The organism is Treponema sp. Marseille-Q3903 (genome assembly GCF_014334335.1).
Lineage (GTDB): Bacteria > Spirochaetota > Spirochaetia > Treponematales > Treponemataceae > Treponema_D.
On the sequence record NZ_JACSEU010000001.1, the window covers coordinates 2,056,736 to 2,073,834 of the forward strand.

General features: G+C 40.7%; 14 protein-coding genes. All 14 read right to left on the bottom strand.

What is annotated here, in order from left to right; genetic code table 11:
- Nucleotide 1 precedes the first annotated feature (1 nt).
- Nucleotides 2–991, bottom strand: coding sequence for a hypothetical protein (locus H9I37_RS09310; protein WP_187382356.1), 990 nt, complete (start codon nucleotides 989–991; stop codon nucleotides 2–4).
- A 31-nt stretch (nucleotides 992–1,022) separates the two neighbouring features.
- Entirely contained in the window at nucleotides 1,023–5,006 is a 3,984-nt protein-coding gene (locus tag H9I37_RS09315) for a phosphoribosylformylglycinamidine synthase (protein ID WP_187382357.1), read from the bottom strand.
- A gap of 131 nt (nucleotides 5,007–5,137) precedes the next feature.
- Nucleotides 5,138–6,589 carry a Do family serine endopeptidase gene (locus H9I37_RS09320; protein ID WP_187382358.1) on the bottom strand — a complete coding sequence of 484 codons (1,452 nt, stop codon included), beginning with the start codon at nucleotides 6,587–6,589 and terminating at the stop codon, nucleotides 5,138–5,140.
- Between the two features lie 144 nt (nucleotides 6,590–6,733).
- Complete coding sequence (gene map, locus H9I37_RS09325) at nucleotides 6,734–7,492, bottom strand: type I methionyl aminopeptidase (RefSeq protein WP_187382359.1); 759 nt, start codon at nucleotides 7,490–7,492, stop codon at nucleotides 6,734–6,736.
- Nucleotides 7,493–7,590: 98 nt separating this feature from the next.
- Complete coding sequence (locus H9I37_RS09330) at nucleotides 7,591–8,346, bottom strand: J domain-containing protein (protein WP_187382360.1); 756 nt, start codon at nucleotides 8,344–8,346, stop codon at nucleotides 7,591–7,593.
- A gap of 39 nt (nucleotides 8,347–8,385) precedes the next feature.
- Nucleotides 8,386–8,874, bottom strand: a complete 489-nt coding sequence (locus H9I37_RS09335; protein ID WP_187382361.1) for a universal stress protein — start codon at nucleotides 8,872–8,874, stop codon at nucleotides 8,386–8,388.
- Nucleotides 8,875–8,913: 39 nt separating this feature from the next.
- Nucleotides 8,914–9,537, bottom strand: coding sequence for a V-type ATP synthase subunit D (locus tag H9I37_RS09340; RefSeq protein ID WP_187382362.1), 624 nt, complete (start codon nucleotides 9,535–9,537; stop codon nucleotides 8,914–8,916).
- A 32-nt stretch (nucleotides 9,538–9,569) separates the two neighbouring features.
- Nucleotides 9,570–10,940 carry a V-type ATP synthase subunit B gene (locus tag H9I37_RS09345; protein WP_187382363.1) on the bottom strand — a complete coding sequence of 457 codons (1,371 nt, stop codon included), beginning with the start codon at nucleotides 10,938–10,940 and terminating at the stop codon, nucleotides 9,570–9,572.
- A 1-nt stretch (nucleotide 10,941) separates the two neighbouring features.
- A complete protein-coding gene (locus H9I37_RS09350) occupies nucleotides 10,942–12,723 on the bottom strand; it encodes a V-type ATP synthase subunit A (protein ID WP_187382364.1) in 1,782 nt (593 codons plus the stop codon).
- A complete protein-coding gene (locus tag H9I37_RS09355; protein ID WP_187382365.1) occupies nucleotides 12,720–13,340 on the bottom strand; it encodes a V-type ATP synthase subunit E family protein in 621 nt (206 codons plus the stop codon). The genes H9I37_RS09350 and H9I37_RS09355 overlap by 4 nt, the downstream gene beginning before the upstream one ends.
- A gap of 17 nt (nucleotides 13,341–13,357) precedes the next feature.
- Entirely contained in the window at nucleotides 13,358–13,690 is a 333-nt protein-coding gene (locus H9I37_RS09360; RefSeq protein WP_187382366.1) for a V-type ATP synthase subunit F, read from the bottom strand.
- A 28-nt stretch (nucleotides 13,691–13,718) separates the two neighbouring features.
- Nucleotides 13,719–14,015, bottom strand: coding sequence for an ATP synthase subunit C (locus H9I37_RS09365; RefSeq protein ID WP_187382367.1), 297 nt, complete (start codon nucleotides 14,013–14,015; stop codon nucleotides 13,719–13,721).
- A gap of 33 nt (nucleotides 14,016–14,048) precedes the next feature.
- On the bottom strand, nucleotides 14,049–16,064 hold the full coding sequence (locus H9I37_RS09370; RefSeq protein ID WP_187382368.1) for a V-type ATP synthase subunit I: 2,016 nt from the start codon (nucleotides 16,062–16,064) through the stop codon (nucleotides 14,049–14,051).
- A complete protein-coding gene (locus H9I37_RS09375; RefSeq protein ID WP_187382369.1) occupies nucleotides 16,057–17,091 on the bottom strand; it encodes a V0D/AC39 family V-type ATPase subunit in 1,035 nt (344 codons plus the stop codon). The genes H9I37_RS09370 and H9I37_RS09375 overlap by 8 nt, the downstream gene beginning before the upstream one ends.
- Nucleotides 17,092–17,099: the final 8 nt, after the last annotated feature.

The following is a 17,099-nucleotide window of genomic DNA, read 5'->3' on the forward strand; positions in this document are numbered from 1 at the left end:
TTTAATCAGTTTGCTCCTGAGGAGGTGTTTTGACGTAATCTATAAACCTTTGAATCGTAGAAACTTTGTCGCTTTCAGGATTTGCGTCGATAGCTTTTTGAAGAGTCTTTTCGATGACATCATCCTTTGCAGATTTTGTCAAAGCAAAAATAGATGCAGCGGAAAAATAAGCATCTTGCCTGTCATCGGGCGTAAGATATTTGTTGTCGCAGATTGAGATGTATGATTTTGCAGCCCCGACAGCATCGTTTTCAAAAAAACACCTTGTAGATTTTGCATCAGCTTTTGCCATAAGGTATTTGCTCAAATTGCCTGTTGAATTATTTTTGTCGAGAGAGAGCATTTTTTCTGTGATTGGTTCAAAAAGTGGAAGATATTTATCAGGGATTTCGTCAAAAAGAGTCTGAATTGCAGCGATTTTTTCTTTTTTTGAACCTTTTTTTGTCTTTTCAATTTTTTTTACAAAATCTGAAACACGCTCCTCTTGCGAAGTCAAAAGAAACTCTAGTTCTTCAACTGACGAGACTGGAGCTTGTTCATAAAGTTCTGCTATAAAATATTTTTCCTTCGTAAGAAGATAAAAAGACGGGGTTGATGTTACGTCCATGAGGCTTGCAAATATGACATTTTCCTTGAGCAGCTTAAAGTAAGATTCAGCCGCTTTACGTTGCTTTTTTGAACTGTTTTCTTCGACTATAGTTTTCCGATTCGTTTTTGCCGAAAAATCCATGTGGGCTACGGAATACTTTGATGCGATTTTTTCTTTGAAGTTTTTGTCTTCCATCACATTTTTTATAAAATTTTCGCTTTCGTCGTCGTCTCCGTCCATAGTTATGATCAAAAAAATATTCTGATTGTTTTTTAGCGCATTTTGAGAGGCTGTAGCGATATCTGCATAGCAGCCGTTTTCATCAGCTACATTTTTTTTACAGCCTGCAAATAAAACAATTGAGAAGATGGCTATCGTTAAAAGTCTTTCAATATTTTTCATTTTTGTCCTTATTTAATCATTCAAAATTACATTATTTAAAATATGCGACTCCAGCCGCAAAGATATTTTCGCACGTAGTTTCAGATTCGTTTGTAACAGTGTTTCCGACAACGTTTTTGAACAAATCAAAACTTGAACCGTTTGCTTCAAAGCCGATTCCGCGTTCCGAATGCCCCATCTTTCCAAGAACGTGTCCATCGGGAGATGTGATGCCTTCTATTGCAAACGCAGAGCCGTTTGGATTATCAGGTTCTGTCATTGCAGGATTGCCGAATTCGTCGACATACTGTGTGAATACCTGACCGTTTTCAAAAAGTTTTTTTGCAGTCGCTTCTTCGCAGACAAAGCGCCCTTCTCCGTGAGAAACTGCAATCAAATGGTTGCGGCTGTCTATAACGCTTTGATGAAGCGCCCATGGACTTGCAGCAGAAACAATCCTAGTCCGAACAATTCGTGAAATATGGCGGCCAAGACGGTTGTAAGTGAGCGTCGGCATATCTTCTTTCATATCGACTATTTCTCCGTAAACTGCAAGACCTGTTTTTACAAGTGCCTGAAATCCGTTGCATATTCCAAGAACAAGCCCTTTCCGTTTTTTTAGAAGATTCATAACTTCATCTCTGATGCAGCCTGCCCTCAAAACATTTGCGATAAATTTCGCAGAACCGTCAGGTTCGTCGCCGGCAGAAAATCCACCGCTAAGCGCCAAAATCTGTGTATCTTTCAACTCGCGTTCAAGCTCGCTCAGCGATTGCGCAAGCATATCCTGATTTTTGTTGCGGAGAACTAAAATTTTTGTATCTGCTCCTGCAAGATTGAATGCACGTGCCATATCAAATTCGCAGTTTGTGCCGGGGAACACAGGGAGCAAAACTTTTGGGTGCGATGAAGGCTGAACAAATGCAGGGGCTTTTCTTATCTCGCTCAGCGATTGATGAACAGAAGTTGCCCATTTTGGAAGTTCCGTCTGAGGAGTCTCGTTGCTTACTCGCGGAAATACATTTTTAAGTTTATCTTCCCAAGCAAAAACCAAGTCTTCAAGAGGAATTTCTACACAATGATTGGTCTTGCCGCCGAGTTTTGCATTCAAGATTTTTATACTGCGTTCGGAAGTCGTCTTACCGATTAGAGACAAAGTTCCTTCTCTGAAACCTGCCCCGTCAGAAGCGCTTGAAAAATCTTCAGAAGTTTCAATGATGATGTTTCCGTACGTCGGAACAAACAGTGAATTTACATCAGCTCCGTCGATTTCCGCACCTATCATGTTTCCCATCGCCATCTTTGTCACTGCTTCTGCAATGCCGCCAGCCCCAACAGGATACATCGCCTTAATTTTGCCTGCCCGATTCAAATCATAGATGATGTCTGAGTTCGCAAGAAAAGTGTCATAATCTGGGGCAAGAAGCTTTGAATAAGGAACGCTCACCATGTATATTTTGTCACCGGCAGTTTTAAAAGAACCGCTTGCGATATTTTTTGCTTCATCGTGTGTCACCGCAAAACTTACGAGTGTGTGAGGCACGTCGATATCTTCAAAAGTGCCTGACATGGAATCTTTACCGCCGATTGAAGCACATCCTGATTCAATTTGAGCATCTACAGAGCCGAGCAATGCGGCTGCCGGGTATCCCCAAGTTTTTTCATCTACAGCTCGTCCGAAAAATTCCTGAAAACTCAAACGGCTTGTACGAGCTTTTCCGCCAAGACACGTGATCTTAGCAAGCGACGATAAAACAGAAATTTTTGCACCGTGCCATGGCGACCACTGCCCAATGCGTGGGTCAAAACCATAAGACATAATGCTTACAGTAGATGTTTCACGAGGAGACACAACAGGAATCTTTGCTGACATTCCCGCTTCAGGAGTATTTTGATATTTTCCACCGTAAGGGAATAATACAGTTCCAGAACCTATAGAGCCGTCAAAGCGCTCACCAAGCCCGCGCTGTGAGCAGCATGCAAGATCGTTTATATTTGCTTTCCACGCATCTGTAAGATGGTTTTTTACGCAGTTTTCGCATTTTACATGCTTGTTAAGCTCTCGGGCAACACATTCCAAAGGATTCGAAAGAGGTGATGCATCAGGCTCGGAAGGACTTTCTATCAATGCGACTGCCTCGTGACTTGCACCGGCAGAATCTAAAAATTCGCGTTTAATATTAACAATTGTTTTGCCGCGCCACTTCATCACAAGGCGATTCGTATCTGTAACGACAGCGACGACGACTGCATTCAAGTTTTCTTTTTGCGCAGCTTCAATAAATTTTTCAACATCGCTTTCGCGGACAACGACAGCCATTCGCTCCTGTGATTCGGAGATTGCAATTTCAGTGCCGTTAAGACCTTCGTATTTTTTAGGCACTGCATCCAAATTTATATCTAAGCCGGAAGCTAACTCACCTACAGCGACAGAAACACCGCCTGCTCCAAAGTCGTTGCAGCGGCGAATCATCAAACTGACTTCTTTATTGCGGAACAAACGCTGAATCTTACGTTCTTCAACGGCGTTTCCTTTTTGAACTTCGGCGGCAGCAGTTGTAACGGATTTTACAGTATGAACTTTTGAAGAACCTGTTGCGCCTCCAATGCCGTCGCGCCCTGTTCCGCCTCCGAGCAAAATTATGATATCGCCAGGTTCAGGGCGTTCTCTGATAACAAAATTGGCAGGAGCTGCTGCAATCACAGCTCCAAGTTCCATCCTTTTTGCAACGTAGCCGGGATGATAGATTTCTTCGACCAAACCTGTTGTAAGACCTATCTGGTTCCCATAAGAAGAAAATCCCTGCGCGGCTTCTCTACAAAGTTTAATCTGAGGCAGTTTCCCTTTCATCGTATCGCTCAGCGGGACAGTCGGGTCAGAAGCCCCTGTTATGCGCATTGACTGATAAACCCACGAACGCCCCGAAAGCGGGTCTCTGATTGCACCTCCAAGACAAGTAGCAGCACCTCCAAAAGGCTCTATCTCTGTAGGATGGTTGTGTGTTTCGTTTTTAAACATCATAAGCCAGCGCTCAGTAGCTTTAGGGTCTGCCGAATCTAATTTTTTGCCGTTTTCATCTGTCGTATAATGTACGTCGATATAGACAGAGCAAGCGTTGTTTTCTTCCGAAACTTCCATATCTTCAAGTTTTCCGTGCTTTTTAAGATATTTCATTCCAATCACAGCCATGTCCATAAGGCAGACATGTTTATCTTTTCTGCCCACATACAAATCGGTGCGCATTTTGTTGTATTTTTCGAGAGAATTTTTGAACAAGCTAGAATAAGAGCCATCTGCGATTTTTATATCTTTGAGTTCTGTCAAAAAAGTCGTATGGCGGCAGTGGTCAGACCAGTATGTATCAAGCACGCGGATTTCAGTTTCGACAGGATCGCGCTTTTCGCCCTTAAAATAATCCTGAAGAAATTTGATATCCGAAAAATCCATCGCAAGACCCATTTTATTCCGATATTCTTCAAGAGTTTTATCGTCCATTTTGATAAAACCGTCAACGACAGGAATATCGAAAGGCTCTTCGACGTGAAGTTTTAAAGTTTTTGGGATTTCGTCATCGGTTGTGAGACGAGAATCGACCGGATTTATCAAATAATTTTCGATTTTTTTAATTTCAGCATCGGAAATACTTCCGCTTAAAAGCACAACTTTTGCACAGCGAACAGACGGCGATTGAGATAAAGTTTTTATATTTTTTAAACCGGCTCGGAGCAATGACAAACACTGCTCTGCACTGTCTGCACGCTGATCGTACTGACCCGGAAGAAATTCCCACACGATTTCACGGACGCTTTCATTTTTTGGAAGTTTTTCGTAAGTAACGTAATCGCTCTGAGGTTCGGAAAAAATACGAGTAGCGGCAATCTTTGCAATATTTTCACTTACATTTTCAATATCGTAACGATTAAAATAACGAACTGCCGTGACGCTCGAAATCCCTAGAAATCCATTGATTTCAGATAAATAACGCTTTGCCTCGTTTTCAAAACCGGGCTTTCTTTCTACATAGAGTCTGTACATTCTTTAATAATAATGGATTTTAATAGAATATACAATGAATGAAGTTTTGGTCGCACAGACCCCGCCTACAAAGTTTGATTATCGGCGGAGCCCGCTGTTTGCGACCGATTTATAAAAGTTTGTTTATAAAATTAAAATCTATAAGTTCCTGTAGTGATTGTACCGCCGTTGCTGTATATATCGAAATTTACAGACTTTTCAGCTGATGCAAGCTCTTTATAGAATTCTGCAACATTTGTAACTTTTTTACCGTTTACAGCTGTGATGATGTCACCATTTTGGAGACGCATTGAAGCCGCAGGAGATTTTTCCTGAACGTTTGTCACAACAACTCCTTTGAGTTTCTTGTCGTCAATCTTGAGCTGCGTCTTTATGTCATCTGTCAAAGAACCGGCAATAAAACCAGGCCAAAGTTTACTGTTTGTGATATCAGCTTCTTTTGCGCGCTCTTCAACTTTTACTGAAATATCTGCAATGCGTTTACCGCCGCGAATCACTCCGAACTTAGCTGTCGTGCCTGCTTCGAGCATACCGACATCGCGGACAAGCTGATTTGTATCTTTTACAGTTTTGCCGTTAAGGGCAACAATGTAGTCGCCAGGTTTAACTCCGCCTTTGAATGCAGAACCGTTCGTAAACACCTGAAGTGCTAAAGCTCCGTCGATTCCATCTACGCCGAGCTCTTTTTTATATTCATCTGTAACATCGCCGAGAGAAACTCCAACCCAGCCGTAAATCACTTTACCGTTTTTGATAAATGAATCTATTGCGCTTTTGATGTTGTTGATTGGAATTGCAAAACCAAGCCCTACAGAACCGCCTGAAGAAGACGCAATCCAAGTGTTGATTCCGATAACTTCACCGTAAATGTTTACAAGCGGACCACCCGAGTTTCCCTGGTTTATTGCAGTATCTGTCTGAATGTAGTCACTGATTGCAGACATCTGGCTCTCTGAACGGCCGATTGCGCTTACAATACCTTGAGTAACAGACTGGCTGTATCCTAGAGGTGCTCCGAATGCAAGACATATATCACCTGGTTTTACTTCATCTGAATTACCGAGAACTGCGACTGGAATTGAGCTGTCTTTTGCCTCAAATGAAACAAGCGCTATATCCATCCGTGAATCTGCGCCGACGAGCTTTCCATCGAATTTGCGACCATCGTTCATCTTGATGCTGATTTTTGAAGCAGCTCCTGCAACGTGGTTGTTTGTAAGCACATAAAACGTATTGCCTGTTTTACGAACAATTACGCCGGAGCCAAGCCCTTTAGACTCATATTCGCGTTTACCATCATCTTTTTTCTTGCTGTCATCGCCGGAATTCGGACGACCGAAGAAATACTCAAACGGATTTGTCATTCCAGCAAAAGGATCTGTATAAGTTTTTGTTTCTGTGATATCAACTTCTACGACTGCCGGCAACATGCTCTGACTGATAGATCTGAATGAACTTTGGAGAGCTTCAACTACGCTTAGCGAAGCATTGCCAGACTTTTTTGACGGCTGATCAGCGAAAACCGACACAGTAAAAAGCGCAACAATCGCAACAGTTGCAAATAATTTTGTGATTTTTTTCATTTCTGTAAACTCCTGTATCTTATTTAAGAATGAAAACTGTTTTCTGTTCTTTATAAAATATAACTACAAAAATAAAAAAAAGTAACAAAAAATCAATGAGGTTTTTTGAAATTATCAAAATGAATATAAAATCAGGCTGCTCACCTATTTTGCGTAATGAAGGTCTGTCAAAATTTCCGTGTGGTCTTCAAATACAGCAACGGTGTGCTCTTCATGGCAGCTCACTTCGCCGTCTGCGGTGACAACAGTCCAGCCATCATCTTTGTCTGCAATTGCAGCGGTACCTAAGTTTATCATCGGTTCAATTGCGAGAACCATTCCCGGTCTGATTCTTGGGTTTGCACCATGAAACGGACAATTTGGAATACTAGGATCTTCGTGAACTTCAATTCCAACTCCATGACCGCAGTATTCGGAAACTACGCCGTAACCGTGTTTCGTCGCCAAAGAATAAACAGCATTCGATATATCGCTGATTCTGTTTCCTGCAACGCACGCTGCAATCCCCGCATAAAGGCATTCCTCAGTAATCTGCTGAAGTTTTCTAACTTTTGGAGGAACATTACCTATCAAAAGTGAATGAGTTGTATCGCTGATGTAACCGTTTTTATCGATTCCGACGTCGATGCTTACAAGGTCTCCGTCGCAAATTATTCGTTTTTTAGAAGGAAGACCGTGTATGATTTCATCGTTGATGCTTATGCAGATTGCGCCCGGAAAATCTTCACGCCACCAAGCAGCTTTACCACCGTGAGAAAGCATGTATTCTTTAAACATGTCATCTACATCTTTTGTTGAAAGCCCGGCTTTAATTTTTGGTATAAGTTCATTGAACATATCTGCTGTCAGATGACAAACTTCTCTGATACCGTCAATCTGTTCTTTTGTTTTTAAAATAATCATAAAATACCTCTGTATTACGAAAGTACAATATCACTTTTAAGATAAAAATACAATTTTTATGATTTTTTTATTTTATTTTTTTTTGAGTCTGTATGTTATTAAAACATCAGTTTTTCTGCTTCGTTAAAACAGATTTCAGCTGTAGAAAGATCTCCAAGTCTGCTATATTCTTCACCCATCTTGCGAAGAAAAAAAGCGTTTTCTTTCTCTGAAAAGCCAAGTTCTAGCGCACGTTCGTAAACATCAAGGGCAAGCTCATCAGAAATAACGCCGTCAATATTGTTGCGAAGAATTGCCATAGTGAAGTCCATCACTTCTGGAAAAAAAATATAAAAATAATTAAAAGAATATTCCATCTTTATTATCTGTTCCAAAAGTATGATTGCATCGTAATATTCACCGCGGATTACAAGTTCTTCTGCAAGAATGTAGCCGTAATCCATAAAATCTTCCCGTGTAAACCATTTTTTCAGACTAAAGTCCACGTAATTCATCTGCATGCGCTTAAACTCTGCGACAGCTTCATCTTCTCTGTGATGCATCAACGTCCAAAATATGAGTTTTGAACGGCTTTCTTCGTCTTCGCGGGCAACAAGCCAGTCATAATAATTGAAAGATTCAGAATCTTTGTGCTGATTTTTTATCTTGATAAAAAAAGATTCGTCAAAAATGCTTCGTTGGCGGGCATTTGAAAGGACTCTATATGCTTTTACAACTTCGTCAAATTCGTCGCTTCTGGAAACATCTCCGGTTAAATCAGGATGGAGGAGTTTTGCTTTTTCGCGATACGCTCTCTTTATTTCTGCAATTGTCGCATTTTTCCGTACACCGAGTACTTTGTAAAAGTCTTTCATGAGTTTTGTTTTTGTAAAGATGAAAAGTTATATGAAATATTAAAAAATTTTGAACTGTTTTTCAATATCAGGCTGCTGAACAACGAGGACGGGAATTTTTGAATTTGCCAAAAGCTCTATCTGATCAGGTGAAAAAACATTTCTCTGCAGCGAATCTTTATCAACTCCACCGATTAGAATTACATCAGCATTAAAAGCATCGGCAGCTTTGATTATTTCCGTATAAACTCCACCGCAAAGCAACTCCGCTTCCGAGTCGACGCCTTTAGCCTTCGCAAGGCTCGTGATGTAGTTCAATGTATTTTGACCATCCTGATGAAGTTTTTCTTCAAAATCGAGGCGTTCATCAGATACAAGAAGTTTGTTCATTGCAAGATATTTTAAAGTTGCCGTATCAACGACATAAACAAATTTGATTTCAAGGTCATAACTGCGCGCCATCATAATTCCATACATAGCTGTATGAACTGCTGACATTTTGCCATTTACTGCGACCAAGATTTTCTGATAAAAGTTGTTCTTTGCCATAAAATTAAATTATTTTCTGATTTATTCTAACACAGCAAATTATTTTTTGCCATTCTTCTTTTTAAGTGCTTTTAAAACAAAAACATTTTCACGTTCACGCTCTTCCAGCACGTTTTCAATATATTTCCTTGTTTCCTCTGTCTGAGGAATAATCAATTTATCGAGGGCGTTTACGCGGCGCTGAGTTTTTTTGACTTCGCCTGCAAGCCGCCAGACAATTGTCCGTATAGACGCCAACTGAGTCAGCAGTGCAAGAAGCTCAAAAAGTTTGTCGATTGTGGCGTCAGTATTTGCATAAGTTCCCAAAAACGAGTAAAAGAGCTCTTTTCGTGGCATCGTCACATCAAGAGTAGAAAAAGGCATGCCACCGATTGTGACTTTCTTTTCCAAAATCTCAAAATCGTAGTGAATTCCTTGCGAAAGCCTTTCTATCTGGTCGGAACCTTCTGTCAAAAACATCCTGCGGAACGCCGGATATGCTTTTGCAATGACTTCATCGAGTCCTTTTTCAAGGAGTTTTACCTGCTCAACAAGGTGCATGAGTTCACGCACAAGAATTTCTCGTTTTTCTTCAAGAAGCTCGTAGCCGTTTGTAGAAATTGCCAACTGTTCTTTCATAGCGAGAAGATTCGATTTTGTAGGTGCTAAGTTTAACCTTGCCATTTTTATCCTTGATCAGTGTAAATATGAATTTCTCAACTCATATACTTTGCTATGAACTCCGGCTTTATACGAGTCAACTCAGATGATGGAAGCTCTGCAAGAATTTTCCAACCTATGTCCAATGTCTGTTCGATCGTGCGGTCTTCGTATTCGCCCTGACTGAAAAATTCTTCTTCCAGCCGTTTGCCAAATTTAAGATATTGTTTATCCAATTCTGATAGCTCTTCTTCACCGATGATTGCAGCAAGATTTCGAATCGACTTTACTTTAGAGTAAGATGCAAACAACTGACTTGAGACGTTTGCGTGATCTTCACGTGTCATTTCCGGACCGATTCCGTCTTTCATCAAGCGAGAAAGCGATGGAAGCCCTGCAACAGGCGGATACAGACCTTTTTGTGTCATTTCCCTGCCAAGTACAATCTGACCTTCGGTTATATATCCAGTTAAATCCGGGATCGGGTGAGATATATCATCGTTAGGCATTGTAAGAATCGGAATCTGAGTGATTGAACCTTCGCTTCCTGTAACGCGACCTGCACGTTCATAAAGTTCTGCAAGATCCGAATAAAGATATCCCGGATAACCTTTACGACCAGGAACTTCTCCTCGTGTTGTAGAAATTTCACGGAGAGCCTCGCAGTAGTTTGTCATATCTGTCATCACGACAAGTACATGCATTCCTTTTTCAAATGCGAGATATTCTGCCGCTGTCAGTGCACAACGAGGCGTAATTATTCGTTCGATAGAAGGTGCGTCTGCAAGCGACTGAAACATGACCACATTTGAAAGTACACCAGACTCTTCAAAAGTATCTACGAAAAATTTTGCAACGTCATATTTTATACCCATACCGGCAAAAACCATTACAAACTGTTCGTCGCTGTTTCGCAGTTTAGCCTGTCTGATGATTTGTGCGGCGAGTTTATTGTGCGGAAGACCGTTTCCCGAAAAAATAGGAAGTTTTTGTCCGCGAACAAGCGAGTTCATACCATCGATTGCAGAAATCCCAGTCTGAATAAAATCACGCGGATAAATACGAGCATATGGGTTCATCGGGTTTCCGTTTATGTTTCGTTTTTCAGAACTTATGATTGCAGGATACCCGTCGATCGCTTCTCCAAGCCCGTTGAACACTCGCCCAAGAAGTTGCTCTCCTACCCTCAGTTCAAGAGGTTTATCGAGAAACTCAAATGAAGATTCTTCGAGGTCGAGACCTGTAGTAGAGCCGAAACTCTGAACAACTACTGCGTCTTCAGAAATATCAACAATTTTACCGATTCTCTTCTCTCCGCGTCTGTCGCGAATGCAGACTGTTTCATTGTAAAAAACATTTTCCGTGCGTTTCATAACAACGATTGGTCCGTCTACTGAGGTCACACCTCTATATTCTGTTCCTTTCATTCTACATTCCTACTTTATAAAGTCGTTCAACTTCGCCAATCTGCTTATCAAGATTGCCTTTGATATCCTGTATTTTTTCGAGCTTGTCGTTCGGAATTGTCATCTTAATACGGGTGATTTCTTCGCAAACAGGAAGTGTTGATACTTGCTGTAAAGTTGCACCGCCTTTTATGCAGTTCAATGCCCGCTCATAGTATTCCAGAATCAATTCGAGGATTCCAATCTGTTTGTCTGTCGAGCAATATTTATCAACATCGTCAAACGCATTTTGCTGAAGAAAACCGTTCTTTATCATATCAGCAACTTTGAGGACAAGGCGGTCTGTATTTGGCAGAGCATCCGGTCCAATCAGCCGGACAATCTGTTCAAGTTTATTTTCGTTTTTAAGAAGTTCCAATGCTTTTTGACGAAGTGTTCCCCAAAGCGGATTGTGAACTTCCCACCAGTCACGAACTTCATCAGCATATTCCGAATAGGAATCTATCCAACCGATAGCAGGATAATGACGCGCATTTGCAAGTTCTCGGTCGAGAGCCCAGAAACAACGGATAAAACGCTTTGTGTGCTGGGTGACAGGCTCTGAAAAATCACCACCAGGTGGAGAAACAGCTCCAATTACAGAAACAGAACCTTCTTGACCTTCCAGACTTATCACGCGTCCTGCTCGTTCATAAAATGAAGCGAGACGTGTCGGCAAGTATGCAGGAAATCCTTCTTCAGCAGGCATTTCTTCCATACGTCCAGAAAGTTCTCGAAGAGCCTCCGCCCAACGAGAAGTCGAATCTGCCATTATAGCGACTGCCATTCCCATATCGCGGAAATATTCTGCAAGAGTAATCCCTGAATACAGAGAAACTTCGCGAGCCGCAACAGGCATGTTTGAAGTGTTTGCAATGAGAATTGTTCTTTCCATAATAGAACGACCGGTTCTCGGGTCAATCAATTCAGGAAATTCAGTGAGAACTTCTGTCATTTCGTTGCCGCGTTCTCCACAGCCGATATATACGATTAAATCAGCATCACACCATTTTGCAACTGCATGCTGAGTCATTGTCTTTCCGGTTCCAAAACCTCCCGGAATTGCAGCAGTACCACCTTTTGAAAGAGGAAAAAAGACATCGATTACACGCTGTCCTGTAATCAAAGGCTCCGAAACTCCAAGTTTTTGTGTAAATGGACGAGGCTGACGAACAGGCCAATATTGAGAGAGTTTGATATCTTCCCCGAGTTCTGTTGTAGCAATCACGTCATCTACAGTGTAGTCGCCGGTTCCTTTAAAAGAAGCGAGTGAACGCCCACGTATATAAGGAGGAATCATAATTTTTTCTGTAATAGACTCGGTTTCTTTTACAGTTCCGATAGACATTCCGGGCTTTATGGCAGTCCCTTTACAGATTTGTTTTCCTTCAGAATCATCTCCTGCCTCAAAATGCCAAACTTTTTTTACATCAAGAGGGTCTGCTCGCTCTCCCGGAAGCAAAAAAGCACCGGAATTTTCATACATAGCTTGAAGCGGACGCTGAATTCCATCGTAAATGTTTCCCACAACGCCGGGTCCAAGCCTTAAAGAAAGTGGACGTTCTGTACACACAACTTTTTCGCCGATGTGCATACCGGTTCCGTCTTCGTAAACCTGAATCGTAGTGTTCCCTTTATTTTGACGGATGATTTCACCGATAAGTTTTTTTTCGCCTACATCGACAACATCATAAAGTCCGCAACCGTCAAGCCCTTGAGCGTAGATGACAGGACCTGCAATACGAGTGATCTTTCCTTCAATCATAGGTGTCCTCCAAACAAAGTATCAAACAATTCCTCTCTGTTTTCATCAAGAATGTGACTCAAAATTTCGCTCATTGTAAGACTAACCCTAAATGATTTATCTTCTGCTTCTAGAATAATTCCTTCTGGAGTTTTAAGGCCGCAGTCGTCTTCTATTATTATTTTTCCAAACTGCGTCTGCCGGCAGCTCAAAAGTTTTTTTCCAAGCTTAGATTCAAGAAACTTTTTCGCATCTCCAATATCAAATCCGTAAACAAAAGCATTGACTTTTTTATCAGACTTAAAATCGTAGTTTTTGCAGACAAGTCCTAATTTTTTTTCAACCGAAAGCTTTCCAATATATGCATCGATATTTTTTAAAATCTGATCGTTTACAAATGAAACTTCAAAACGTTTCTTTTCAAGAGGAAAAAAAGCTTTTTGGTCTTTTTCAAAATCTGCAAGTTTGTTTGCGTAAAACGATTCTTTTTCTGCCTTTGCTTTTTGAATATTTTCATCAACAGAAGCCAGAAGATTTTCGCAATCCGAATCTGCTTTTCTAAGGATTTTTTCTGCCTTTTTGCGGGCATCTGACTGAATCTCTTTATCCAGTATGTCTGTAGATCTTAATTCCTGCATAAAACTTTCCTACCTACCTAAACCTGTACACCGATTGCTTCGCGAATTGCGTCAAGCAAAGACCTTTTACCTTCAATGTGCCCGTTCAATCCCGGTATTTCAACAATCAGAGGAAAATTACCTGTTTTTTGCCACGCGATTTGTTCATCTTCAATCTGACTGGCAGCATGTTCCGTGAGAATTAGAACACGAGGTATTTCACCTGTGGGAACATTTGAAATTCCGCCTTTGCCTATGACACGGTTAAAAGCATCTAAAACTTCCTGACGGGTTTCTGCAAACGTACCCGATACCCCAATCATCTTGAAAGCGAGAACTAATTCACGCTCTCCGATAATATAATATTTCAATTTATGTCAGCTTTATAGAAAAATCGGACTATCTGAATAAGATAAGAACCCCAACAAGCATTCCCCAAAGACAAATACCTTCAGCGAGCCCTACGAACGGAAGTGCTTTACCTGAGAGTTCAGGATTTTCACTCATCGCACCCATAGCAGCGGCACCGATTTTACCTACAGCCATTCCAGATGCAATACAAGCAAGTCCGACTGCAATAGCAGCAGCGAGATATTTGATTCCGCTTCCGCTAAAACTAGAAGCGCCTTCAGCTTCTTCAGCAAACAAGCATGCACCGCCTGCCAAAACTGTCAAAAACGAAAGAAATTTTTTCATATTAACTCCTTTGCCGGCACTCGCCGGGTTATCTTAATTATCTATTTCTGCTTCAAACACAAACGGTTTGAATTCGCTTCCTGTTTCATGGAAGAATTTGCTAAAAAATTCATAATACTGAAGACGTATCACCTGAATTGCGACAATCATTCCTTCAAGAACAATGATCAATGCATTTCCTAAAATCATGATCAAAATTCCACCTGGAGAAAGGACTCCACCACACATATTTGTCAGCGTCAATATTGTAAAGTTTAACACGGCGTGCGAAAGCGCAAAAGCACCGACACGCACAAAACTTATTGTATTCGATAAATATCCTGAAATAACTTCGATTATTTCAACAATACTCGAAATAAAATAAGCGCCAAAACCGTTTTCAAATAACTCTTTTTTACCTTCAAGTTTGAGCGCAAAAGGTTCAGCAAAAGCTGCAAAAAACAATGATACTGCAATTATAACAATATCATAAACCGCAACTGAATGATGCGCAATCACAATGCGCAAAATCAACGCAATCACATACCAAAAGAAGATTGCACCGGCAAGTCCATTTTTCCCGAACAACGCCTGAGCATATTTTTTTCTGATTATATTGTTGATGATGTTGAGCAAAAGTCCGCACGTGTTTATCACAAAACCGATTGCAACTGCGGCACCAAAAACGCCGAACATAACAAAAATTGAATTAGGGTCAGAAGAAGGCATCAGCTTTAAAATCGGAGCATGTGGAGTTCCAAAGAAGCCTGTCACCCATTCAGCAAAAGGTTCGAGGACTTTTTCAGTACCAAAAAATTCACCTGTCAAAAGTCCCATAATTGAGCTTGAAATACCGATCGACATAAAAATCGGAGCAAATTTGTTCCATCTGCCGACTTTAATCACGTTTCGCATCATCAAAATTCCGAACAAAACAAAGAACATTCCCTGTCCAAAATCTCCGAACATGATTCCAAACAAAATCGTAAAGAAAATAGCTACAAACGGGCTCGGGTCAATTGTCCCATAAACAGGCGAACCATAAGAAAAAATCATTCTTTCAAAACTTTTTACGAATTTGCCGTGTTCGAGTTTTACAGGAACATCTTCTATTCCGTTCATGACGGCAGGAACTTCATAAGGCTCGAATTCACGGATTGCAATTCGCCCTTCGGTAAGATCTTCGAGTTCTTTCATATATGCTTCTGCTTCGCCTGCAGGAATCCAGCCTGTAATTCTGTATACTAATTCCGTAGATTCAAGATTCCGTTTTATACCTTCAATCTGGACTGCAATTGCAAAGCTCGCTGCGAGTTTTATGAAAGACTGTTTGTGAGTTTCTGCAAAATTCTTTTTTTGGATTTCGAGTTCTTCAATCGCACTCTCTGATTCGATTTTACGTTTTTTTAGCCCGTCGAGGACATTCTGAGGAACGCCCTTAAAATCAGGAGGAATCTCCATAGTAACAAAATCGTATTCTTTTAGAATTGAATCGAGGGCAAAACGACCTTTTTTAGAAGATGCAATGAGCAGATGAGATTTATCATCGCCGAGAGGAATTACAACTGCGTTTCCTTCAAGCGCGTTTTTAAGGTCTTCGTATTTTCCGGAAGAAATTTTACCGATTTTGAGTGAGAGAAACGAAAGGTGCTCGAGTTCTGCATACGAAACTTGAAGATTCGAAAAAGCCATCGCTTCTTTATAAGCATCTTGAATTTTTGAAGCCGATTCTTTTGCTTCTGTAAGCTGTTTGGAAAGATTTCGGTACGATTGAATTATATAACCGGCACTTTCTCGGTCTTTTTCAGTCGGAGATGAACTTTTTGCAATAATTTCAGAAACTTCGCTGAGGTCGATTGAAAGATCCGAACATGCCGACTTTATTTCATCATAAAACTGGCTGTCTACATCTACAAATGCGTTTTCATCGCTCTGATTGATAGCATTGCGTGACTTTTCTTTTTTCTGAAACTGAAAACTGCCTTTTTTCCCAATATATTCAATCACCGCTGAAATATCTTCTTTTAGAACCATCAGCTCAAGCAGCTTCATTTCTGCAGTTCTAGCCATAAATTGCTCCTCCATCAGTTGAAATGCCGACAGATGACATCGCTTCACTTGCATTTATATTCAACCTAAGACTTTCAACAGCCGTACGAATACAACGAAGTTCGTATTTTTTAATTTTGTACCAGCCAATCAGCGAACATTCAGTCATCGGGTACTGATGAAAAACTTTTAAAGAAAGTCTATTCAAAACTACCCTATTTCTGTTTTCAATCCATGTAGGATCAATTTCCCAAGGTTCTCCCTCTACGTAAGGATTGATCAGATCTTTGTATTTCCAGTTTGACCATGTTTCGTAGTTATCCAAAGGCATGTCGAGCACGCTCAATGCAGGTCCCGCGATAGGATCATCTGAACTAGGTTTGTCGGTTACATAAATGAGTTTATCAGCTATATCTTCTTTTGCCATCTTGTAGTAAATTCGCAGGCGCAACGCCCAGATTATATTTTTAATTGTATATTCGTTTTCGTAAATTTTCAAAAGAACTTCTCTGATTTCGCCTTTTTTTTGAATCACAGAATTCCAAAGATGGCGGATAACTTGAAGGTCAAGTTTAAATTCCATCTTTTGCTGCTCATGAACATCCGGAACACGGTTATACCATGAGTAAGGTGTGTCTTTTGTAATTTTTGCGATATCAGGCCATGCTGTAAAATCAAGCTTTGTCATCCCCTCAAGGTCTACAAGAGCAGGCGGCGTTTTTTGACCGTTTGAAAGAGCGTCTGAAACTTCTTTGAGATTTTCCGCTTCATAAATACAAAGTTGGTCTATAAGGAGAGGGTCGGGTTTGTCGTAACATTTTACAAAATATTTGTATTCGCTAATGAACTTAGTGAAAGCCTCGCTCTCAATCTGCTCTGCAAGCATGACTTCAGGAATAATCGGAACAGGAGTTTTAAAAATCATTGTCCACAATCCGCTTAAAGATTTTTGTTCAAAAAGAAGGTGCGTGCGAGAACCTATAAAAGAATGTCCTAAAATGCCGCTTGCCTTTGCGTAAACAAAAGCTCCTGCCGACTCTCTGTCCATAAATACTT

Coding starts and splice junctions, on each gene's coding strand:
- H9I37_RS09310 (WP_187382356.1), bottom strand. CDS start 991: ATGAAAAATATTGAAAGACTTTTAACGATAGCCATCTTCTCAATTGTT.
- H9I37_RS09315 (WP_187382357.1), bottom strand. CDS start 5,006: ATGTACAGACTCTATGTAGAAAGAAAGCCCGGTTTTGAAAACGAGGCA.
- H9I37_RS09320 (WP_187382358.1), bottom strand. CDS start 6,589: ATGAAAAAAATCACAAAATTATTTGCAACTGTTGCGATTGTTGCGCTT.
- map (WP_187382359.1), bottom strand. CDS start 7,492: ATGATTATTTTAAAAACAAAAGAACAGATTGACGGTATCAGAGAAGTT.
- H9I37_RS09330 (WP_187382360.1), bottom strand. CDS start 8,346: ATGAAAGACTTTTACAAAGTACTCGGTGTACGGAAAAATGCGACAATT.
- H9I37_RS09335 (WP_187382361.1), bottom strand. CDS start 8,874: ATGGCAAAGAACAACTTTTATCAGAAAATCTTGGTCGCAGTAAATGGC.
- H9I37_RS09340 (WP_187382362.1), bottom strand. CDS start 9,537: ATGGCAAGGTTAAACTTAGCACCTACAAAATCGAATCTTCTCGCTATG.
- H9I37_RS09345 (WP_187382363.1), bottom strand. CDS start 10,940: ATGAAAGGAACAGAATATAGAGGTGTGACCTCAGTAGACGGACCAATC.
- H9I37_RS09350 (WP_187382364.1), bottom strand. CDS start 12,723: ATGATTGAAGGAAAGATCACTCGTATTGCAGGTCCTGTCATCTACGCT.
- H9I37_RS09355 (WP_187382365.1), bottom strand. CDS start 13,340: ATGCAGGAATTAAGATCTACAGACATACTGGATAAAGAGATTCAGTCA.
- H9I37_RS09365 (WP_187382367.1), bottom strand. CDS start 14,015: ATGAAAAAATTTCTTTCGTTTTTGACAGTTTTGGCAGGCGGTGCATGC.
- H9I37_RS09370 (WP_187382368.1), bottom strand. CDS start 16,064: ATGGCTAGAACTGCAGAAATGAAGCTGCTTGAGCTGATGGTTCTAAAA.
- H9I37_RS09375 (WP_187382369.1), bottom strand. CDS start 17,091: ATGGACAGAGAGTCGGCAGGAGCTTTTGTTTACGCAAAGGCAAGCGGC.